The following is a 19,867-nucleotide window of genomic DNA, read 5'->3' on the forward strand; positions in this document are numbered from 1 at the left end:
GAACTGTAATTTTATTTAGAGTTATAGCTTATAGCTCACTATTTTTTTACTAAATTAATCTGATAAATTTGTTTAATTCTATGAAAACTAGACGTGTTGTAGTAACAGGCTTAGGTGCTTTAACCCCAATTGGGAACAATGTTGAGCAATATTGGGAAAATTTAATTGCAGGTATAAGTGGAGCAGCTGCCATAACACATTTTGATGCTTCAAAATTCAAAACAAAATTCGCTTGTGAGGTAAAAAACTTCAAAGTAGAAGATTTTTTGGATAGAAAAGAAGCCAGAAAATTAGACAAATTTGCACAATACGCTCTTGTCGCTTCTGATGAAGCCATTAAAGATGCTAAAATAGATCCTGAAACGATTGATAAAGACCGCGTTGGCGTTATTTGGGGTTCAGGAATTGGAGGATTAGAAACATTTCAAGAAGAAGTTATAAACTTCACAAAAGGAGATGGAACACCGCGTTTCAATCCTTTCTTTATTCCTAAAATGATTGCGGATATTGCATCGGGAATGATTTCTATTCGTTATGGATATAGAGGCCCCAATTTCACCACAGTATCTGCTTGTGCATCAGCGGCTAACGCAATGATTGATGCACTAAATTACATTCGTTTAGGACACGCAGACGTTATTATTTCAGGAGGTTCAGAAGCAGCAGTTACTGTTGCAGGAATGGGAGGTTTTAATGCCCTTCACGCACTTTCTACACGCAATGATGATCCTGCAAAGGCTTCTCGCCCATTCGATGCCAACAGAGATGGATTTGTTTTGGGAGAAGGAGCTGCAGCGATAGTTATGGAAGAATATGAACACGCAATTGCCCGTGGAGCTACCATCTATTGTGAATTCGCAGGGGGAGGACTTTCGGCAGATGCCCACCATATGACGGCTCCACACCCAGAAGGATTGGGAGCTAAAAATGTGATGCTGAATTGCTTACGAGATGCAAGTGTACAGGCAGAAGAAGTTGACACTATCAACCTACACGGAACGTCTACTCCTTTGGGTGACATTGCTGAATCAAAGGCTGTATTGGAAGTTTTTGGTCAACACGCATACAACATTAACTTAAACTCCACAAAATCAATGACAGGACATCTGTTAGGTGCTGCAGGAGCTGTTGAAGCAGTGGCTTCAATTCTTTCTGTGAAACACGGAATAATTCCTCCGACAATTAACTTTGAAACGCCCGACGAGCAAATTGATCCAAAACTGAATTTTACTTTTAATAAAGCTCAAAAGCGAGATGTAAAAGTAGCTATGAGTAACACTTTTGGTTTTGGAGGACACAACGCTTGTTTACTATTCAAAAAAATATAAACCCTGATTTGTGTGTTTAGCTTAAAAGAAATATTCAATTTAACCCGTTTTAATAAGAAAAAAGACGGGATTTTTTATTCCAAAATGAAAGCTCTTTTAGGATACTCACCAAAGAACTTATCCATTTATAGTGAGGCTTTTACACACCCTTCTTTCCAATACAAGAAAAGTACACGCAAAAGTTATGAGCGTTTGGAATTTTTGGGAGATGCTATTTTAGGAGCTGTCATTGCAGATTATATTTTTAGAAGTGCTCCAGATGAAGATGAAGGATACCTTACAAAAATGCGTTCCAAAATTGTTGAAAGACGTCACTTAAATCGGTTGGGAGAAGAGTTGGGTTTGTTGGATTTTCTTCGCACAAAACTAAGTCACAAGCAGTTAGGTAATAATATTACTGGAAATTTGTTTGAAGCTCTGATAGGTGCAATCTATTTAGATAAAGGATACGGAGAATGTTCTAAATTCATTGAGAAAAAGTTAATAAATCCTTATATTAATCTAAAAAATTTAGAAGAAAAGGTCATCAGTCATAAGAGTCTTCTTATTGAATGGTGCCAAAAACACAAACGAAGCTTTTCATTTGAAACTGAAGAAGATACGGAAGACAGGTCAAACATTCGTTATTTCGTAGCAAAAGTTTACATTGAGGGATTTCCCGTCACAAAGGCTCGAGCAACCTCCAAAAAGAAAGCCGAAGAAAATGCTTCAAAACGTGCGTGTTACAAAATTCAGGGTAAAAATTATTCGCTAAAATCATAGTTGTATTATTTTAGTTTCTACTGATTTTTAACGCTTTATTATTCAGTTATAATTATAACAAAATAAAATGTTAAAAATTAACTAATGTATAGGATAATATTGCTAACTTTGCTTTTGCAATTTTAACACCTATACACGATGAATAGTACACAAAAAAACTACAAAAAAGCATTCATATTTGTTACTGCTTTGTTTTTTCTTTGGGGATTTGTTACCGTATTGATAGATTCTCTTATTCCGCGTCTTAGAGATGTTTTTACGCTGAATTATTTTCAAGCAGGAATGATTCAGTTTGCTTTCTTCACTGCTTATTTTTTATTTTCTATCCCAGCAGGATTTATTCTAGCAAAGATTGGCTATCAAAGAGGGATTATCTTAGGATTGTTAACGATGGCAGCAGGTTGTTTTTTGTTTTACCCAGCAGCCTCTCAACGTATGATGGTGGTGTTTATGTTAGCAGTGTTTGTATTAGCTAGTGGAATTACGTTCTTGCAAGTAGCTGCTAATCCGTATGTATCTGTATTGGGAGATGAATCAGGAGCTTCAAGTAGGTTGAATTTATCACAAGCGTTCAATTCTTTAGGAACCACGATTGCCCCCATCGTTGGTGCAATTTTTATCCTAAGTGACAGAGTTAAGGGAAGTGACGAAATAAATGCGTTAAGTCAGGCAGAACAAGAGGCTTACTTTGCAACAGAAGCAGCGGCTGTACAAACCCCTTTCTTGAGTATTGCTGTATTTATAATCATAATGGCGGTAATTTTTGCCTTTGTGAAATTACCTAAAATTACTGATGAAAATAGCACCACAGATTCTACAAAAGGATATTTTTCCTTATTTAAAAGGCAAGGACTAATGTTGGGAGCTGTTGCTATATTTCTGTATGTAGGGGCTGAAGTTGCCATTGGAAGTTATCTGGTTAACTATTTCGTGGAAATCAATATAGCTAAGGAAGTTCTTGAGAATCAAACAATGCGTTCCATCGTTGTTAGCTTAGGAAAAGTTTTTGGTGAACAAGACCTAACAAGCAATGATCCCAAAGCTGTGGTCGGTATCTTTGTTACATTCTATTGGGCAGGAGCAATGTTAGGACGTTTTGTTGGGGCATTTCTCACGAAAATTATCCCTCCTGCTAAAGTGCTTATTTTCTTTTCATTAATTGCGATATCTTTAATATTGGTGTCAATAAATACAGACGGTTTACTATCAATGTGGAGCATCTTGGCAGTCGGATTGTTCAACTCCATTATGTTTCCGACTATTTTTACATTAGCTTCGGAAGGACTCGGAGAATTAAGACCTCAAGCATCAGGTATTTTATGTACAATGATTGTAGGAGGAGCCATCATTCCGCCACTATTTGGATTTTTAGCAGATAATATAGGCTTTAAAATGGCTTTCTTGGCTCTTGTGGTTTGTTATAGTTTTATACTTTTCTTTGGATATTATAAAAGATTTATCAAAGTTTAAACACTTAAAATCGTTATAAGAATTAAAAATAATCCATTGCAATAAATATTGTAATGGATTATTTTTTACCCAAAATCTAATCTTGTTTTCATTTTTTGAGTAAAATAACTCTTTAGAATTCTATCTTTTACAGCTCTACATTCTGGCTATTTCAGAAAAACAAAAGCCTTCTCAAGAAATTTTTGAGAAGGCTTTTGTAAATTTTGCTCTCTATTATTTTTGACTTTTCAGCTCAAAACGTATTTTTTTAGCCTTTTTCAGCTGGTCGTGTGTGATAAAATATGAATTATAAGGCTTTTCATCAATATAAATTTGCTTGATGTAAATATTTTCAGGAGAAGCATTTGATTCGATAATTAGCTCACCATTTGGATAATATTTTTTATCTAAAGCAAGTGTTATTTTATTGAATTTGGGCGAAGTGAATGTATAAATAGGTTCCCCTGGACTTACTGGATAGAATCCCATCATTCCGTAAATAAGCCAAGCCGACATAACGCCTGTATCTTCATTTCCAGGTAGTCCCGCAGGTTTATTTTGAAAATATTGTTCAATTAAATCGTGTACACGTTTTTGTGTTTTCCATTCGCTTCCTTTAATATAATTGTAAAGGTAAGGATAAGCAATATCAGGTTCGTTTGCCATATCATATTGACCTTTATCAAAGATGTAATCCAATTGTTTTTCAAATGATTTCGCTCCTCCCATCATTTGCATCATTCCTTTTACGTCGTGAGTGGCCATATACACATATTGCCACGCATTTCCTTCGATATATCCCACATTTTTCTCAAAGTTAGCACCACTTTCAGGATTAAACGGAGCATACCACTTTCCGTTAGCGTGACGCGGACGCAACAATTTAGTTTGCTTATCAAACAACTTACGATATGAAAGAGATTGTTTATTAAATCGCTCAAAATCTTTCTTTTTACCAAGTTTTTTTGCTAATTGAGCTATTGCAAAATCGGCAATGTTATACTCCTGTGTAGTGGATACAGGACCAGCAATTCCTCCATCTACACTCAAATAACCCAAATTCCAATATTCTTCCACGCCCAAACGTATAGGATTATTTTTCAATGTATTAGCTCCTTTAAGCATCGCCTGATAAGCTTTCTCTACATCAAAATCGGTGAGACCACGTAAATATGTGTCTGCCAATACAATACTTGCAGGGTCGCCTACCATCGTAAAAGTTTCAGTAGAATTGAGTTCCCATTTGGGTAACCAACCGCTTTCATCATAAATATCCAACATCGTTCTGACCATACCAAGTTGTTGCTCAGGATAAAGTAGTGTCATTAACTGATGATAATTCCGATAAGTATCCCAAAGTGAAAAAACTGTATAACGCTCGTTCGATTTTCCAATTTTATTGGTGGAACTCTCTGGATATTCGCCATTTATATCATTAAAAATGTGCGGGTGAATGAGGGTGTGATATAAACCTGTATAAAAAATTGTTTTTTGGTCGTCATTACCTCCTTCCAAAGCCACATTAATTTGCTTATTCCATTCGTTTTTAGTTTGTTGATATACTTCTGTAAATGATTTGTTTCCAATTTCTTTCTCTAAGTTTTGTCGAGCGTTTTCGATACTCACATACGAAACACCTACTTTCATTTCCACAACTTCTTCTTTATCAAACTTATATCGGAAATACGCCCCAATACTATCGCCCACTACTTCTCTTGTGAAACCTTCTTTCAGGCGTACTTTTCCGTTATAAAGCATCCATTCGGCCTCTACTCCATCATATTTTTCTGGTTTATGCCAAATACCATACGAATCTGCTGGTTTCGACAATTTCGCCACAAAGTACACAGGATAAGCCAATTCGGGACTATTATAACAAAATGAACCGACCATTCGTACGCCTTGTACTTCTGTTGGTGAAACAATTTTCAACATCGCTCCTTGTTCATTAGTAAGCCCTAAACCCATATTTATCAAAATATTAGCATCTCCTTTTGGAAAATAATAACGACTTACTCCTGCCCTCATTGAGGCTGTCATTTCAGCTTTAACATTGTATTTATCAATGTGTGTACTATAATATCCTGCCGAAGCCTTTTCCTCTTTATAAGTTGAGCCGTACTTCAGATGATTCGTTTCAAGTTCACCAGTTGTAGGCATAGCGATAATTACTCCCAACTCAGGACAACCTACCCCACTCATATTCACGTGTGTAAATCCTGTCAGAAACTTATTTTCATTAACGTATGGATTTGATAGCCAACGACTATCTTTTTCGAGCGGATTTTCAATTCCTTTTGTGTCAAAAGCGACATTAAAAGGGGAAACACTGAGCATTCCGCGTGGAGCAATTGCCCCAGGGTGTGTGGCTCCGAAATTTGACGTCCCGATGAATGGATTTACGTAATCTGCAGGTGTTTTTTGTGAAAAAGACAGCTGGAAAGCTAAAAGAAAAACAAAAAAGCTAAATTTAGATAATTGCATAGTATATATATTTTTTCTTATCAATTCAGTAAAATATCCGCAAATATATAAAATTATTTTAAGAACTCGGAAGCTTTGAAATATGTTGTTCCGTTCAGTTTTTGACTTTCATTCGCCACAACCATTTCATTTGTTAAATTTAGAATTATCTTTGCAAAAATGCATTCCTATTGGGGTTTTACAGTATAGTTCCAAAATACTTTGATTGAAGAAATAAGCATTTATTCCGAAAGAGAGAAAACCATAACTCTAAAAATTAAAAATTATTTTCAAGAGTAGAATTCAAAATGTAAAAAAACTATTTTTCAAATAGTTAAAATACTATTTCAACTCATAAAACACAAAAAATTCCACTCTCAGAAATGTAAAATTTAGTTAAAATTTAATTTTCGATGCAAGATTTCCGAATTATGAGGTTTACTATGGTGAATTAACATCAAAACAAATTACAATGAACACGTTTAGATTTTCAAAGTATGCCTTGGGGCTTTTGATAACTGCGTTTTCTTTGCAGTCTTGCCTCAAAGATGATAAGATTACTGACTTGCGACCTACCGCAGTAGTAACCGTGCGACCACAGGCTGATGATACTTTCTTTCTTCAGTTAGATGATGTCACTCGATTGAATCCTACCAATATGAAAAAATCTCCTTTCGGGAAAAAAGAAGTAAGAGCATTGGTAAAATACACAAAAGAAAGTAACGACACAAAAAGCAAAGCTCAGAATGTACGCATTCACTGGATAGATAGTATCCGAACCAAACAACCAGTACCTAATTTGGGAGCAGATAACAATACTAAGTACGGAAATGACCCAATAGAAATTGTGAGAGATTGGTTAACTGTAGCAGAAGATGGTTATTTAACGCTTCGAGTTCGTACACAATGGAGCCGAGCCAACGTAAAACATAATATTAATTTGGTAACTGGCGTTAATTCTCAAAATCCATACGAATTAGAGTTACGTCACGATGCCAAAGGTGATGTTGGAGGACCAATGGGAGAAGCTATCATAGCCTTTAACTTAAACGACTTACCTCAGGGTACAGACCCATCGAAAAAAGTAAAGCTAAAACTGAAATGGAAGTCTTTTAATGGTGAAAAATCTGCTGATTTCGACTTGCAACTGCGTCCTAAAGTTAAACCTTAGCAATTTCATATCCTTAAGAAAGAATTGGCTTTAAGTAAAAACAATTAATCACTAATAAAAAGACAAAAAATCACCGTATAGAATGGGTTTTTACCGAATGCAAACCAATTCTTACTGATAATAAATGATTTTTCATCACACCAAAATGGACTTTTAATGGTAAAAATCCATTTCTATGCGGTAACACTAAAGAAAAATATCTGAATATTCCCTTTTAAAGTAAATGGAGTGGACTTATTTTGGGTAGTTAAAGTCCACTTCATTATCTACCAGAAAAGGAATAATTGTAAAAAATGGCGTCAAACGATAACGATAATGAACAAAAGCTCTTACTGGAATTACAAAAAGGTAGTGAGCAAGCAATGAGAGAGATATACCACCATTACGTAAGGTATCTTACTGCTGTTTGTTTTCGTTATTTACAAGATGAAGAAGACGTAAAAGATGTGCTCCAGGAGGCATTCTTGAAAATATTTTCATCTGTACATTCGTTTGAATATCGCGGTGTAGGCTCACTAAAAGGCTGGATGACAAAAATTGTAGTTAATGAAACGCTAAAATTTATGAAACGAAACAGCCAAACGATGTTTGTTGAGCTTAAACAAGAAAAAATGGATAGCATCGACGAAGAGCCTGATACTTCAGGAATTCCATCGGATGTTATTCATCAAATGATACGAGAGTTACCCGATGGCTATCGCACCATCTTCAACCTTTATGTGATTGAAGAAAAAAGCCATAAGGAAATTGCAGCATTGTTGAATATTAAAGAAAACTCCTCTGCTTCTCAGTTTCACAGAGCCAAACTTTTGTTGGCTGACAAAATTAAACAGTACAGAACTCTTAATTCTGCTTCGTTATGAAAGAAAAATGGTTAAAAGACATACAGCAGCGAATGGCTGACTATCAAACCGATGAGCCCGAAGGTTTGTGGGAAAGCATACAAGCGGAAATGTCGCAAAAAGATAAAAAACGCTCACGAGCTGCTTTGTTCCTATGGACAAAACGTTTTGCTGCCGCAGCTGCTATAATCGCTTTTGTGCTGACTTTAAATCATTATCTCAACAATGAAAAGGAATTATCCAACATTACTGTAACAAAAATTTCTGATGAAGAAATAAAAATTATTGACCATAAATCACCGATTTTTCCAATCGAAGAGGAAAGTGAGATTTTAACCATTGAGAAAATCAAAAAATCAAACGGATTACAAAATATCACTTTTGTTAAGAATAGAAAAGTTTCATCTGAAGAAATTGCTGATGAATTTTTCATCGCAATAAATGAGGATAAGACTGACAATCAGTCTGAAACAAAAACAAAAGAAAATACTTGGACTATGGTGCCTCAGCCTAAAAAAAATCAAGAGAAAATCGTATCCACTGAGGAACTTCCTTTGGAAGCAATTGCAGAAGTTGATAATAAACCTCGACATAATCGTCTATCTTTTGGGATTTTCACTTCTGGCGGAATGGGTTCTTCTCTAAGTAATAAAACTGAATCAACAAGTGATTTTGTAACATTAAACACTGAAGATGAAGAAGCAACAATGTGGAAAGATAGTCCGCTGCTCGGCACACTTGTTTTTAGCAGTGAAGAGCAAGTGGAAAACGAAGCCAAACATCGATTACCTATCCGAACAGGAATTTTATTCGCTTATCATTTTAGTAATCGTTTTGCTTTGGAAAGTGGGATAACTTACACCCGTTTGATTTCTGATTTACGAGAAGGAAGCAAAGCTAATTATTTCACCAGTGAGCAGAAATTGCACTACGTTGGGTTGCCTATTAACTTGAAGTATCAGCTATTTTCTTGGAGAGGTTTTGAATTGTACTCTTCTGCAGGTATACTTGCCGAGAAAAATGTGTCTGGAACATTACATAAAACACATTATTTTGATGGAAATATGATGAAAGGAGAACGAGAAAACATCAAAATCAATCCTTTACAATGGTCAGCTAATGCATCTTTTGGATTTCAGTATAACTTTTCATCATTGATTGGCATTTACGCTGAACCTAGTATAAGTTATTACTTTAGCAACAGCACACCTATAAAAACAATTTATCAAGACAGACCATTTAATTTTCATTTGAATTTCGGATTACGATTTTCTGTAGGAAAATAAACTCATTATTACTTTTACTAAATTACGCTGTGGTTTCGCATATAAACCTAAAAACGTTCACAACTTATATATACTAACATTCTAATAACTCACTTTACAACGATTACAAGTTGTAAAAAAACAAAGAAAATTAATAATTAAATTATATTATATGCAAACACAAATTTCAGTAAAAGCAGCTTTACTTGCTTTGTCATCAACAGTACTTTTCTCTTGTCAAAAGGAATCAGACAACGTAAACGATTCAAACTCAAACCTTAATGCATTTGTTTCTGCATTACCTTCTGTAAAACAAATTGAGCCTTTTTCCGAGAGATTAGTTTCTTCAGAGCAAGGTCAAAATTTATTTGGTAGATTGGCTTCATCAGACCCAATTTTAGTAAGTGGTAAGAAAAAAGAGTACGAACAGGCTCTGCAAGTAGAAGAGCAACTACTTTTCTCTGAGGATCAGGAAATTTTTTACCCTGGTGCTTTACTAAAAGCTAAAACTGTGGTAGAAGGGTCTTACGCTCCGATTGTAACACCTCGTAAGCCTTTAACAATTTCTACTTCATTAATTGGCGATAAAACTTCTTTCACTGTAGAAAACCCAAAACTTTCAACCGTTCGTGATGGGGTTAGCTCTCTACTTACTCGAAACTTTGATACTCCTGCTGCTAACATCACTTATTCGTATGAAGAGGTTCATAGCGAATCGCACCTAAAAATTGCTTTAGGAGCTGGATATAATGGTACTTCTACAAGTGTTAAAGGAAACTTTTCTTTCAATAAAGAAGATAAAAAAACTCGTTATGTAGTAAAAATCCAACAAGTTTTCTATACTTTGGATTTAGATTTACCTGAAAAGCCATCAGACTTTTTCCCTGATAACTTTGATTATTCGCAATATCTTGCCAATGAAAAAGAGAAACCTTTGTTCATTTCATCAATTAAAATGGGACGTGTGTTACTTTTGGGTATTGAAAGTACACTGTCAAAAACAGATGTTGAAGCTAAATTAAATGCTTCATTCTTAGGGGGAAAAATAACCGCTGAAGCTGAAGCAGCTTTTAAAGAATTAAGCCAAAACTCAACCATTAGAGGTCGTGTATTGGGAGGTAACTCAGCTTTAGCAGGACAAACAATTAGCGATATTGAACAAGTGAAAAATTTCTTGAAAGAAGGAGCTTCTTTTAGCAGACAAAATCCAGGTATTCCAATTTCTTATAAAATGAGAGAATTAGGTACCAACCTCCCTTTCAAAACAGTTATTTATTCAAAATATTTGAAAACTGATAGTTCTCCAAATGCGAACAAAAAACTTGATTTCAGAATATTTTTTGGAAAGCAAGATTTAGAAACGATAACAGGAGAAGTAGTTAGTCGTTTAGGAAAATCATACATCGAGCGTAAAAGTGCTAAAAGCACAGCACAAGGACACAGAGAAGAAGTTAAATTCTATACAAATGATAAACATATCATCAGAAATATTAAATCCCTTGAAAAAGATGAGAAAATCGTTTTTATCTTTGATCGTAGTGAAGCTGAAGATAATTTAAAAGGAGAATTTATATTTGAATTACCTTCTTTCGATGACTTAGTCAATGAAGCCGAAAGAGCAACAAATGAAAATAGAAATATGTATGATAAAGAGAAAGGAAACCCTCTTAAAATAAAAGATAAAACAAATAGACTTATACTAATATTGGAGTTAGAAGATCAAAAAGTATATTAATTGTTTGCAGAAATGATTTAGGCTTTTTTATTACAAAAAAGCTTAAGTCATTTTGTCAAGATTATTTTTGCAATAAGTACCATAACTATATTTTAAGTTCTGAATTAGAAAAAACCACCCAAAAGGTGGTTTTTTCTTTATACAAAATTAATTATCAAAAATAACAAAAAACGATCCTTGTCCACTTCGGCAAGGGAATATTGCTTCTTGGTTGGTAATATACTTCGCTATGTACAAGTCCGTCTTCTTACAGTTCTCGGAGAGTTTGGGTGAGCATTTTGGTGGTGCTGTCGGATATTTTTTTACGAAGTTCGCCATATCTCAGTACACTATCTTTGTATGCAAATACTATAAAATGCATCCCTTATATTTTCCACCAATCCCGCGAAAAGCATAATCCATCGAACAAACGGGAGCTGTTTTATCTTTTTTCATAGGTGTCTTTTATTTTTTTTAATATAGAATTAATTTCCTTCAAATAGTATGCTATTTGCCCAATATAAGTGTCTGGCGGAGAGGAATAAGTCTGTCCAAACACTTGATTAAAAGGTAGTTCAAATAGTTTCTTAAATTTTCTATCATCTAAACTTTCATAAGAAATTTCCACTTTAATCTTCTCATTTATACTTTTATTATAAATATTTTTCAACTGACCGATATGAAAAGTAAAGGAATAATTGGGAACAAAGTAACTCATTCCATTTTCAGCTATCCCTGTTTTTGATAAAGTATAATCTGACTTATCAAATCGATTGTAATCTTGCAAAAACCTAACTTTTACATTTTTGGCTACTCCTTCTCCAAAATTTTTTATATGTAGGATCAAAGTTGTATGATCTTCTGAACTTTTAAGATAAGGAATAATATTAGGTGTTTCTTTTTGTAACCTTACTTTTCTACTTTCTCTCAATTGAAGGTAAGTAATTATAACATAGATAGCAGTTACTATCAATAATGATAGGGATATTGAATTTTCAAGATTCAAAAATTTGGTAAACATTTGATTTGTATGGTCATTCATAAAATTATTTTTTAATTATTTATTTTGTTTTCTATATAAGAAAATTTCATAAAGATTTTTTGGCGGTAACTATCAATTATAACCACTTTCATTACTTAATTTTTATCTTTTATAAATAAATGAAAATCAACAATAGTCTCTTTTTAGTTCATAGGTTACTGAAAAGTATATACTTGACGCAAGTATACAAAGATTCTATATTCCCCCCCAAACATCTAACCCACAAAATATGTAAAAAATTTGTTTCTTTATTTATAAATCCTTGAAGAATACAAAAATCGATGTGTTTTTGGTGAAAAACATTACGATTTAATATATTGATTAACAAAAAATTATAAATACATTTAGAAATAAGTTGAATGAATATCTTTCGCTGACCGAAACTACTTTTGAACCTAACAATGTGAAACGATGACACTACAATCCTCTGTTATGGGCAGAAATATTTATCTAAAACTAGGCTTTGAAGAAGATTTTGATAATGAATTACGCTCTTAATTAATATCTTAAAACCAAAAAAATAGCACAATCAAAGAAAATCGTATCTCACTTCAAAAAACCTTGTATTTTTGCACCAAAAAAGGATAATATGAAATACATACTTTTCGCCATTGCTTTATGGGGTGGAACTTGTCTTTACGCCCAAACCGATACTTCGGGGAGAACCCTTCACCGAGCGACTCCCGAAATGAAAACCAAACTCCAACACACCAAACTCAAAGTAGGCTTTAACTTTGAAAACCAAACCCTAAATGGGGAGGAATGGCTCACGGCTTCGCCTTATTTTTATGCCACCGATAGCCTAATTTTAGATGCCAAATCAATGCTCATCCACGAGGTAAAACTCAATGACCAACCGCTGAAATATGCCTATGAAAACGATTTTCTGAAAATAAAATTGGATAAAATCTATCAGAAAAACGAAAACTACACCGTGTACATTCGCTATACGGCACAGCCTGAAAAAGTCATTGAAAAAGAGGGGACAAGAAGTGATGCCAAAGGCTTGTATTTCATCAATCCGAAAGGAGAAATTCCTGATGTGCCTACCCAAATTTGGACGCAGGGCGAAACCGAATCTTCATCGTGCTGGTTTCCTACCATCGATAAGCCCAACCAAAAAACCACACAGGAAATTTATATGACCGTTCCCGATAAATTCGTAACGCTGTCCAACGGGATTTTAAAATCTTCCGTAAAAGAAGCCAATCACCTACGCACAGACCATTGGGTGATGGATAAACCTCACGCTCCGTATCTCTTCTTTATGGGCGTGGGAGATTTCGCCGTAGTGAAAGACACCCCGTGGCGAGGCAGCATTCCCGTGGATTATTATGTGGAAAAAGAATACGAATCGGTGGCAAAGAAAATCTTTGGGCATACGGCGGAAATGATGGAGTTTTACTCTAAAAAATTCGGATATGATTTCCCTTGGCAGAAATACGCACAAATGGTAGTTCGCGATTTTGTGGCAGGAGCAATGGAAAATACCACAGCGGTAAGTCACGCCGAGTCTGCTCATCAGCCGAGCGAAGTTTTGGCAGACGAAAACTATTGGGAAGCCATCATTGCTCACGAAATGGGGCATCATTGGTTTGGCGATTTGGTAACCACCGAAAGTTGGGCAAACCTCACCATCAATGAATCTTTTGCCAATTATTCCGAATATCTTTGGTACGAATACAAATACGGAAAAGATGCCGCCGACTATCACCTCAACAATAAAGTGGGACAATACCGCCACCGCTCAACAGATTTTCTGAAAAATTTGGTGCGTTTTGGGTACGATGACAAGGAAGATATGTTTGATTTGGTTTCGTACAACAAAGGCGGTGCGATTCTGCATATGCTTCGCGATTATTTGGGCGATGAGGCTTTTTTTCAAGGGATTACAGACTTCCTAAAAACTTATGAATTCGGCACAGGAGAAGCTCATCAGCTAAGACTTTCCTTTGAAAAAGTTAGTGGAAAAGACCTCAATTGGTTTTTCAATCAGTGGTTTTTCTCTCACGGGCATCCTTTCGTAGCTGTGGAAAAAAATTATGATGCAAAAACGCAAAAAATCCATTTGAAAATCATTCAAAATCAGGAAGAAGATGTGCTTTTTGAGTTTCCTTTGGAAGTGGATATTTATGAAAACGGGACTTACCACCGACACCAAGTTTGGGTGAAAGCTCAAAAGGAAAACGAATTTTATTTCTCGGCGAAGAAAAACCCTAATTTGGTGAATATCAATCCGAGAGGTGTTCTTATTTGGGTGGAAGCATCGTACAAAACCCCTGCTGAATACGCCTTTCAGTACCAACACGCCAAAGATTTCAAAAGCAGATGGCAAGCAGTAGAATTTGCGGAAGAAAATCAGGATAATCCATTGCTAATGAAAGCGATAAAAGACCCTTTCTATCAAGTTCGAATTAAAGCCTTAAATGCTTTGGCAGGTCAGAAATTGAGCAAAAAAGAATTTGCCGAGATAGAAAAAATTGCCAAAACCGATCCTAAAAATTTGGTAAAATCGGCAGCAATGTGGACTTTGGCAGCGACCCAAAACCGAAAATATTTACCTGTTTTCGAAAACGCTTTGGGCGTACATTCGGCAGCCATACAAAATGCAGCACTCAACGGCATCGGCAAAATAGACCCTACACGAGCTAAAAACTTCCTATTGAAATCTGCTCCCGAAAATTTCACTTCAGACCAATTGGTTTGGGTATTTTCCGTAATCGTGGACAACAAAATGGAGAAATATTTACCGAAAGTGCTTCCGTACATTATTTATTATCCGTTCATAGAAAAGGACAACCCGAAACAAGCTGAAATTTTCCGCAAGGGCTACCTATGGGCAATGAGTTTAAACGATAAGGCTTTGGTAGAAATCATTGCCAAATCTTTCAGAGCGGCGGCTCCGTATTCCGACAAAGGTTCAGAAGCCAACAAAGCCACCATCAGAGTTTTAGACGAGGGCATCGCCGCCAAACTAAAACTCCCCCCAACCGCCTCCGTACAACAACAGATACAGCTATTGGAAGAAGTAAAAGCCTTGTTTTAATCGGGAAATTCCTTGTAGTAAAGGGCTTTTGAAACGGCTTTAAAGAGACTTTCAACCAAGTAAAAACGATTCAATGGAGCGACATCAAGTTTTGAGGTGTTGCTCCTTTTTTTGATTTTTAAAAGTTTGTGTTGAAAGGGAGGTTATTCTTTATTTTCAATAATCAATTGTAGAATTTTTATCAAAGAATTATCTATACTTTTATTCTCAATGTATTTTTTAAATAGAGTAAAGGTTTTAGGATTTAGCTTTTTCTTTGCTAATTTTAGTATATCACCTTTATAATCAGTGTCTTTTTGGGAGTTTTCATTAGAATAATTAAATAGTTTTGAGATAATAATACTCTGATTACTTTCAAAAATGATTTCAATTATTACATTGTATTTTCCTTTTGTTAGGGTGTCTTGTCTATCAATGGATACTATCTTTCCCTTTCCTAATGGAATAAAATGTACTTCATCAGAAATTTGTAAATTATCGTTTTTTATATCATTTATATTTTTAATACTAGGAAAGTCTTGTGTTATTTGTTCTATATATCTATCTTCTGAAATCGCTAAAAGTCTTTCTGAAATTGTATTTAAATAGGATTCATCTTGTACATTTTTCCATTTTGAAGGAATAATTTGCTGTCCGTGCAAAGCACCAATTAAACCACCTGTAAAGGCAGTAATACTATCAGTATCAGTTCCAAGAGAATTAACCCCTTCTATAACAGCTTGTAATGGGTTATTATGATATTTTAAAGTAAGATAAATTCCTGCAAGAACAGTAGAAGTACCAGAGCCTTTTGTCTCAGGTGCATAACACCCTAACTTTGTCAGTGTATCAAATACGGAAGTATCTTGTTTAATTTGCTGATAAATAAGTCTCAAATAATTTTGAGTTTCAATTAGAGTTTCGGAATATATTTTTTCAAAAGGTTCTTCACTTGATTTATTCCATTCATTTAGCCATTCTTTTATTTCATATTTGTCTAGAAAAGTAAGAGCAAATTTTTCTGGGAAATTTTTTCCTATATGAGTCAAATAATTTTCCCAACTGAAATCTTTAGGATCTAATGTGATGATTTTATTAATGGCATATCCATAAAGCATAGCTCCTAAAATAGCTCTTGGATGTCCGTGTGTAACAATGCTATTACAAAATATTTCTTCTTTGATTTTATTAGTATCTCCCAAATTTGCCAATGCAATAGGTAACACCCTCATAGCGGCACCATTAGCTCCACTCTGTCTATAATCGTAGCTTTCACCATTAACCTTGAATTTGTAAAAGTTTGAAAACCATTTTACTGATTTTCTTTGAATTTTTTCAGCTGCTGTTTTTACTGTTCTTCCACCACCTCTTGCATATTCAAGCCAATTTGCAAGTTCTATTTTCGCAAAATAATCTTGATTTACATTTCCATTTTTTTCTATACTTCTTGCAACAGACAATAGTAATTGCGTGTCGTCGGAATATGATCCCTCTTTTATGTTATCTAAATATCCGTAAAATCGACCTCCAACATACTTTTTCCAAGTATAGAATTTTTCAATCCTTTCAACACCATATTTTTCTCTTAATGAAGTTGTATTTCTTTCAAATTCAGTTATCCAACCTAAGGCATCTCCTATAGCTGATAATTTAATACTTCCTTTATATTTTGATATCGCATTCATTATTTTCTAACACTTTTAAAAAGCGATTCATCAACAATAAAGTTTTCGGTATTAAACCCTGATAATGCCGCTTTTGTACTATTTAATTCATTTTCGTTTCTAAAACAAATTTGCAAAAAATCTGAAATGGGAATTTCATTTTTTACCAAAACTTCTGCTTGTTCATCTGTTGGATATTTTGTTAATAATCCATTTCTTGATACTACCCTTGAATTATAAGAAGTTACAACTTGAATTTGCTCATCAAACATTTTTTTAAATTTTTCAATATCACCTGTAATTCCTATGTGCCTTTTGTTATAACTATTTGCTGCATTTGTAACAGAAAATAAAGTATCCTGATGGTATATGTATTTAGAATTTATCTTTATTACACACCACTGAATATGGGGCATATGTGATGTTTTTCGCTGAAATCTGTTGAATAAAAATGAATTCGGGTGTTGAATAGAAAGATTGATGTAATTCTTATCATCAAATCTTATTTCGTCAGTAAATTCTATATAATCAAATATATCTGTTTGCTCAATATCGAATTGTTCTAATAATTTTCTTGATAATAAATTACCTTGCTCATAAATACTTAGCAAATTAATCGTTGGAGTAAAATGAATTAAATATTCAATTTTTCTCTGTCTAATTTCCTTCTGAAATTCTATAAAATTTGATTTTGTTTCCATAGTTTTAAAAATAAAATAAAAATGTTCACCTTTTATCAATTATTTCAACATATTCTTTATTGATTTCTGAAAGATAACGAGTAGGTTTGCTACAAGATAATAAGTATAGTTTTTCTCTTGCTCTTGTCATAGATGTATAAAGCAACCTTCTTTCTGTTGATATATGAAAATCATCATCTTCATCAACAAAACCTTGTGGATGAGGGATAACATTTTCATCAAGGTTTATAATAAAAACATTGTCAAATTCCAATCCTTTTACAGATGAAAGAGTGCAAACTTTTAATATATTATCTTTAAAACTTATATCTTCTGCTTTTGTAATAATTTGAGAATTATAGCCATTTTGTTGTAAAAAATAGGTTATTTGGTTTAAACCTCCATTCCTTCTGTGTAGAATTGCAGTTGAACTTAAATCATCATCAATTGCTATTTGTTTAAGCTCTTTTAGAATAAAATCACATTGTTCATTCCAGTTACTAAAATAGCCGAGTATAGGTTTACTTTCCCCTTTTCGTGCAGCCTCAACAGTTGTAAACTCACTCTTATCATCTTCTTTTTCCAATAATGAGAGAGCTGCTTTTATAATTTGTACTGTGTTTCTATAGTTTTTCTTAAATTCAATTGTTCTACCTCCACGTACATTCAATCCAACTTCACTCCAGCTAAAACCACTTTTGTAAATTCGTTGTGCGGCATCTGCCAAAATGGAAATACTTTTAGTCTCGTCAGCAACCAATTTGGTTATAACAAGAATTTGAGCTTTATTCAAATCTTGTGCTTCATCTACAACAATATGAGAGAAAGGCTTTATAAAATTTGGATTATTTTCAATAATATCTAAACTAATCAAAGCGTAATCGTCAAAATCAACCAAATTGTTGTTTTTGAGATAAATATTATATTCACTGAATATTTCCCAAATGATTTCCTTATCAGCTTTTGTAATCCTATCGTTTGTTCCTCGACCTATTCGTTTTGCTTCTAAATATTCTTCTCTTGTTTTAAATATCTTTCCTTTCATCCAAGAGATTTCTTCAATAAAAAAGTCATCAGATTTGTTGGAAATATTGTAATCTGAATATTTTGATTTTAAGTCATTAATTACAAATTGCTGCGTGTTTTTATCAATCAATCTTCCTCTTAAAGAAATATCATTACTTTCTATAAAACGATAAGCCCAACTATGAAAATTGGTAATAAAAATGTCTAACCCTTTTGGCTTTGTCGGGTTAATTTCATCAGAATCTTTTTGATAACCTCCCGAAACGAAAGGAGCCAATGATTTTAAGTATTTTACCAAAGTCTTATTGTAAGTAAAAATAGCAACTTTGGTTTCTAAAAATAAATCAGAATGTGTATCTATCAAATGTTTCGCTCGGTAAAGAGCTACAGTAGTTTTTCCACTACCTGCAACACCTTTTATCTGAATAGGTTCTGTTGTAGGAAGGAACAATACTTTTTTCTGTTCGCCTGTGAGTTTAATTGGTTTTATTGCCATACTTTTTCGTTGATTTTCGGCACAGCAAATCATTCAAAGATAAGCAAATAAAAAAACATAGCTGTTTCGTTGTTGCTTATTTACCAAAAGGCTCCACCAAGAACCCAACACACAAATAAGGAACAAAAAGTCCACGCTATACGCGTGAACCTCCGTGAGCTTATTTTCGTTTGTTTTAAAAAAATGGCGGATTTTTTTGGTGAGAATAAAAGCCGGAAGCTGGTTATATCGTTATGTTAATTAAAAAACTATTTCTTTATCTTTATGCTATTTTTTTTGCAAATATATACATTTTTTTAGCAATCTTGATTAACAAAATAATAATATTTACAATACCTCCCATTGATAGTAAAATTTCGCCTTTCTCCAACGATTTTAAAGAGAAAAAATCTTCCAAATCTGAGGGCATTACAAAGCATTTCGCAACTAAGAATTTGTATATAATTGATAAATTTTTCCATCGTTATAATCTGTGAAATTGAGGTTTCAGCAAAAGTAAAGTGTTTTTGTTACATACTGAAATATTTAATCTCTTGATTCCAAAACCATTCGAAACTTGATACCTTTGCAAAAAAATAGCTAATCGAAAAATGAATCTCCATACGATTTTTACGGAAAACTTTTCCAAGGAAAAGGAAATCGTAATCCCAAGAGGAGCGTTTTTAAAAACGCCCGATACGAAAGACACGCATATTTATCTTGTGAAAGAAGGGAGTTTGAAAATCGGATTTTTTACCGAAAATGAAGACAAAATACTAAGGTTTGGGTACGAGAATGATGTAATCACAGCATTGGATTCTTTTATCACGGAACAGATTTAGGATATTTTAAATCTGCTTCACACTCTTCATTTAATATTGATTCCTAAAAGAAAAGACTTGAACAACAAATCTAATTGATTCTTGCTTCTGTAGTAACAATTTATTAACTTTGTGGCTCA

At 33.9% G+C, this 19,867-nt stretch carries 15 protein-coding genes; 9 read left to right on the forward strand and 6 right to left on the reverse strand.

The window, feature by feature from the left end; genetic code table 11:
• Positions 1 to 80: 80 nt before the first annotated feature.
• The 3 genes from fabF to CGC48_RS04995 all read left to right on the forward strand — a co-directional run bounded on the left by fabF (position 81) and on the right by CGC48_RS04995 (position 3,560).
• Positions 81 to 1,328 (forward strand): beta-ketoacyl-ACP synthase II, encoded by a 1,248-nt coding sequence (gene fabF / locus CGC48_RS04985; protein ID WP_098028698.1) that lies wholly within the window; start codon positions 81 to 83, stop codon positions 1,326 to 1,328.
• 12 nt (positions 1,329 to 1,340) lie between these two features.
• Complete coding sequence (rnc, locus tag CGC48_RS04990; protein WP_098028699.1) at positions 1,341 to 2,090, forward strand: ribonuclease III; 750 nt, start codon at positions 1,341 to 1,343, stop codon at positions 2,088 to 2,090.
• A gap of 138 nt (positions 2,091 to 2,228) precedes the next feature.
• Positions 2,229 to 3,560, forward strand: coding sequence for a sugar MFS transporter (locus CGC48_RS04995; protein WP_098028700.1), 1,332 nt, complete (start codon positions 2,229 to 2,231; stop codon positions 3,558 to 3,560).
• A gap of 213 nt (positions 3,561 to 3,773) precedes the next feature.
• Here the strand turns inward: CGC48_RS04995 and CGC48_RS05000 are convergent, their stop codons facing one another.
• Positions 3,774 to 6,023 carry a GH92 family glycosyl hydrolase gene (locus CGC48_RS05000; RefSeq protein WP_098028701.1) on the reverse strand — a complete coding sequence of 750 codons (2,250 nt, stop codon included), beginning with the start codon at positions 6,021 to 6,023 and terminating at the stop codon, positions 3,774 to 3,776.
• A gap of 451 nt (positions 6,024 to 6,474) precedes the next feature.
• On the opposite strand from CGC48_RS05000, the gene CGC48_RS05005 reads away from it, so the two are divergent.
• From CGC48_RS05005 to CGC48_RS05020, 4 genes are all read left to right on the forward strand, one after another.
• On the forward strand, positions 6,475 to 7,173 hold the full coding sequence (locus CGC48_RS05005; protein WP_098028702.1) for a NigD1/NigD2 family lipoprotein: 699 nt from the start codon (positions 6,475 to 6,477) through the stop codon (positions 7,171 to 7,173).
• A gap of 293 nt (positions 7,174 to 7,466) precedes the next feature.
• Positions 7,467 to 8,036 (forward strand): RNA polymerase sigma factor, encoded by a 570-nt coding sequence (locus CGC48_RS05010; protein ID WP_013996771.1) that lies wholly within the window; start codon positions 7,467 to 7,469, stop codon positions 8,034 to 8,036.
• Positions 8,033 to 9,301 carry an outer membrane beta-barrel protein gene (locus CGC48_RS05015; RefSeq protein ID WP_098028703.1) on the forward strand — a complete coding sequence of 423 codons (1,269 nt, stop codon included), beginning with the start codon at positions 8,033 to 8,035 and terminating at the stop codon, positions 9,299 to 9,301. Before CGC48_RS05010 ends, CGC48_RS05015 begins: the two co-directional genes overlap by 4 nt.
• Before the next feature lie 151 nt (positions 9,302 to 9,452).
• Positions 9,453 to 11,015 carry a thiol-activated cytolysin family protein gene (locus tag CGC48_RS05020; RefSeq protein ID WP_098028704.1) on the forward strand — a complete coding sequence of 521 codons (1,563 nt, stop codon included), beginning with the start codon at positions 9,453 to 9,455 and terminating at the stop codon, positions 11,013 to 11,015.
• 247 nt (positions 11,016 to 11,262) lie between these two features.
• Here the strand turns inward: CGC48_RS05020 and CGC48_RS11960 are convergent, their stop codons facing one another.
• Complete coding sequence (locus tag CGC48_RS11960) at positions 11,263 to 11,376, reverse strand: winged helix-turn-helix transcriptional regulator (protein ID WP_394336563.1); 114 nt, start codon at positions 11,374 to 11,376, stop codon at positions 11,263 to 11,265.
• 60 nt (positions 11,377 to 11,436) lie between these two features.
• Positions 11,437 to 12,036, reverse strand: coding sequence for a hypothetical protein (locus tag CGC48_RS05030; protein ID WP_157909869.1), 600 nt, complete (start codon positions 12,034 to 12,036; stop codon positions 11,437 to 11,439).
• A 589-nt stretch (positions 12,037 to 12,625) separates the two neighbouring features.
• On the opposite strand from CGC48_RS05030, the gene CGC48_RS05035 reads away from it, so the two are divergent.
• Positions 12,626 to 15,082 carry a M1 family metallopeptidase gene (locus CGC48_RS05035; protein ID WP_098028706.1) on the forward strand — a complete coding sequence of 819 codons (2,457 nt, stop codon included), beginning with the start codon at positions 12,626 to 12,628 and terminating at the stop codon, positions 15,080 to 15,082.
• A gap of 143 nt (positions 15,083 to 15,225) precedes the next feature.
• Here CGC48_RS05035 and CGC48_RS05040 read toward each other — a convergent pair whose 3' ends face one another.
• The 3 genes from CGC48_RS05040 to CGC48_RS05050 are packed head-to-tail and all read right to left on the reverse strand — an operon-like array spanning position 15,226 to position 18,927.
• Positions 15,226 to 16,746: an ADP-ribosylglycohydrolase family protein gene (locus CGC48_RS05040; protein WP_098028707.1), complete on the reverse strand. Its 1,521-nt coding sequence runs from the start codon at positions 16,744 to 16,746 to the stop codon at positions 15,226 to 15,228.
• On the reverse strand, positions 16,746 to 17,465 hold the full coding sequence (locus tag CGC48_RS05045) for a DarT ssDNA thymidine ADP-ribosyltransferase family protein (protein WP_232780562.1): 720 nt from the start codon (positions 17,463 to 17,465) through the stop codon (positions 16,746 to 16,748). The genes CGC48_RS05040 and CGC48_RS05045 overlap by 1 nt, the downstream gene beginning before the upstream one ends.
• Entirely contained in the window at positions 17,452 to 18,927 is a 1,476-nt protein-coding gene (locus tag CGC48_RS05050; protein ID WP_098028709.1) for a 3'-5' exonuclease, read from the reverse strand. Before CGC48_RS05050 ends, CGC48_RS05045 begins: the two co-directional genes overlap by 14 nt.
• Before the next feature lie 590 nt (positions 18,928 to 19,517).
• Between CGC48_RS05050 and CGC48_RS05055 the strand changes: the two genes are divergently transcribed.
• The gene (locus CGC48_RS05055; protein ID WP_232780564.1) at positions 19,518 to 19,748 is read left to right on the forward strand and encodes a cyclic nucleotide-binding domain-containing protein; all 231 of its coding nucleotides are present in this window, start codon (positions 19,518 to 19,520) and stop codon (positions 19,746 to 19,748) included.
• Positions 19,749 to 19,867 lie beyond the last annotated feature (119 nt).

It is taken from the genome of Capnocytophaga cynodegmi (genome assembly GCF_002302475.1).
GTDB classification, from domain to species: Bacteria; Bacteroidota; Bacteroidia; order Flavobacteriales; family Flavobacteriaceae; genus Capnocytophaga; species Capnocytophaga cynodegmi.

What these genes read in the sequence shown, in the direction of transcription:
- CGC48_RS05055 (WP_232780564.1), top strand. Translation starts at nt 19,518, where the DNA reads ATGAATCTCCATACGATTTTTACGGAAAACTTTTCCAAGGAAAAGGAA.
- CGC48_RS05040 (WP_098028707.1), bottom strand. Translation starts at nt 16,746, where the DNA reads ATGAATGCGATATCAAAATATAAAGGAAGTATTAAATTATCAGCTATA.
- CGC48_RS05050 (WP_098028709.1), bottom strand. Translation starts at nt 18,927, where the DNA reads ATGGCAATAAAACCAATTAAACTCACAGGCGAACAGAAAAAAGTATTG.
- CGC48_RS05010 (WP_013996771.1), top strand. Translation starts at nt 7,467, where the DNA reads ATGGCGTCAAACGATAACGATAATGAACAAAAGCTCTTACTGGAATTA.
- fabF (WP_098028698.1), top strand. Translation starts at nt 81, where the DNA reads ATGAAAACTAGACGTGTTGTAGTAACAGGCTTAGGTGCTTTAACCCCA.
- CGC48_RS05000 (WP_098028701.1), bottom strand. Translation starts at nt 6,023, where the DNA reads ATGCAATTATCTAAATTTAGCTTTTTTGTTTTTCTTTTAGCTTTCCAG.
- CGC48_RS11960 (WP_394336563.1), bottom strand. Translation starts at nt 11,376, where the DNA reads ATGCATTTTATAGTATTTGCATACAAAGATAGTGTACTGAGATATGGC.
- CGC48_RS05005 (WP_098028702.1), top strand. Translation starts at nt 6,475, where the DNA reads ATGAACACGTTTAGATTTTCAAAGTATGCCTTGGGGCTTTTGATAACT.
- CGC48_RS05030 (WP_157909869.1), bottom strand. Translation starts at nt 12,036, where the DNA reads ATGAATGACCATACAAATCAAATGTTTACCAAATTTTTGAATCTTGAA.
- CGC48_RS05035 (WP_098028706.1), top strand. Translation starts at nt 12,626, where the DNA reads ATGAAATACATACTTTTCGCCATTGCTTTATGGGGTGGAACTTGTCTT.
- CGC48_RS05020 (WP_098028704.1), top strand. Translation starts at nt 9,453, where the DNA reads ATGCAAACACAAATTTCAGTAAAAGCAGCTTTACTTGCTTTGTCATCA.
- CGC48_RS04995 (WP_098028700.1), top strand. Translation starts at nt 2,229, where the DNA reads ATGAATAGTACACAAAAAAACTACAAAAAAGCATTCATATTTGTTACT.
- CGC48_RS05015 (WP_098028703.1), top strand. Translation starts at nt 8,033, where the DNA reads ATGAAAGAAAAATGGTTAAAAGACATACAGCAGCGAATGGCTGACTAT.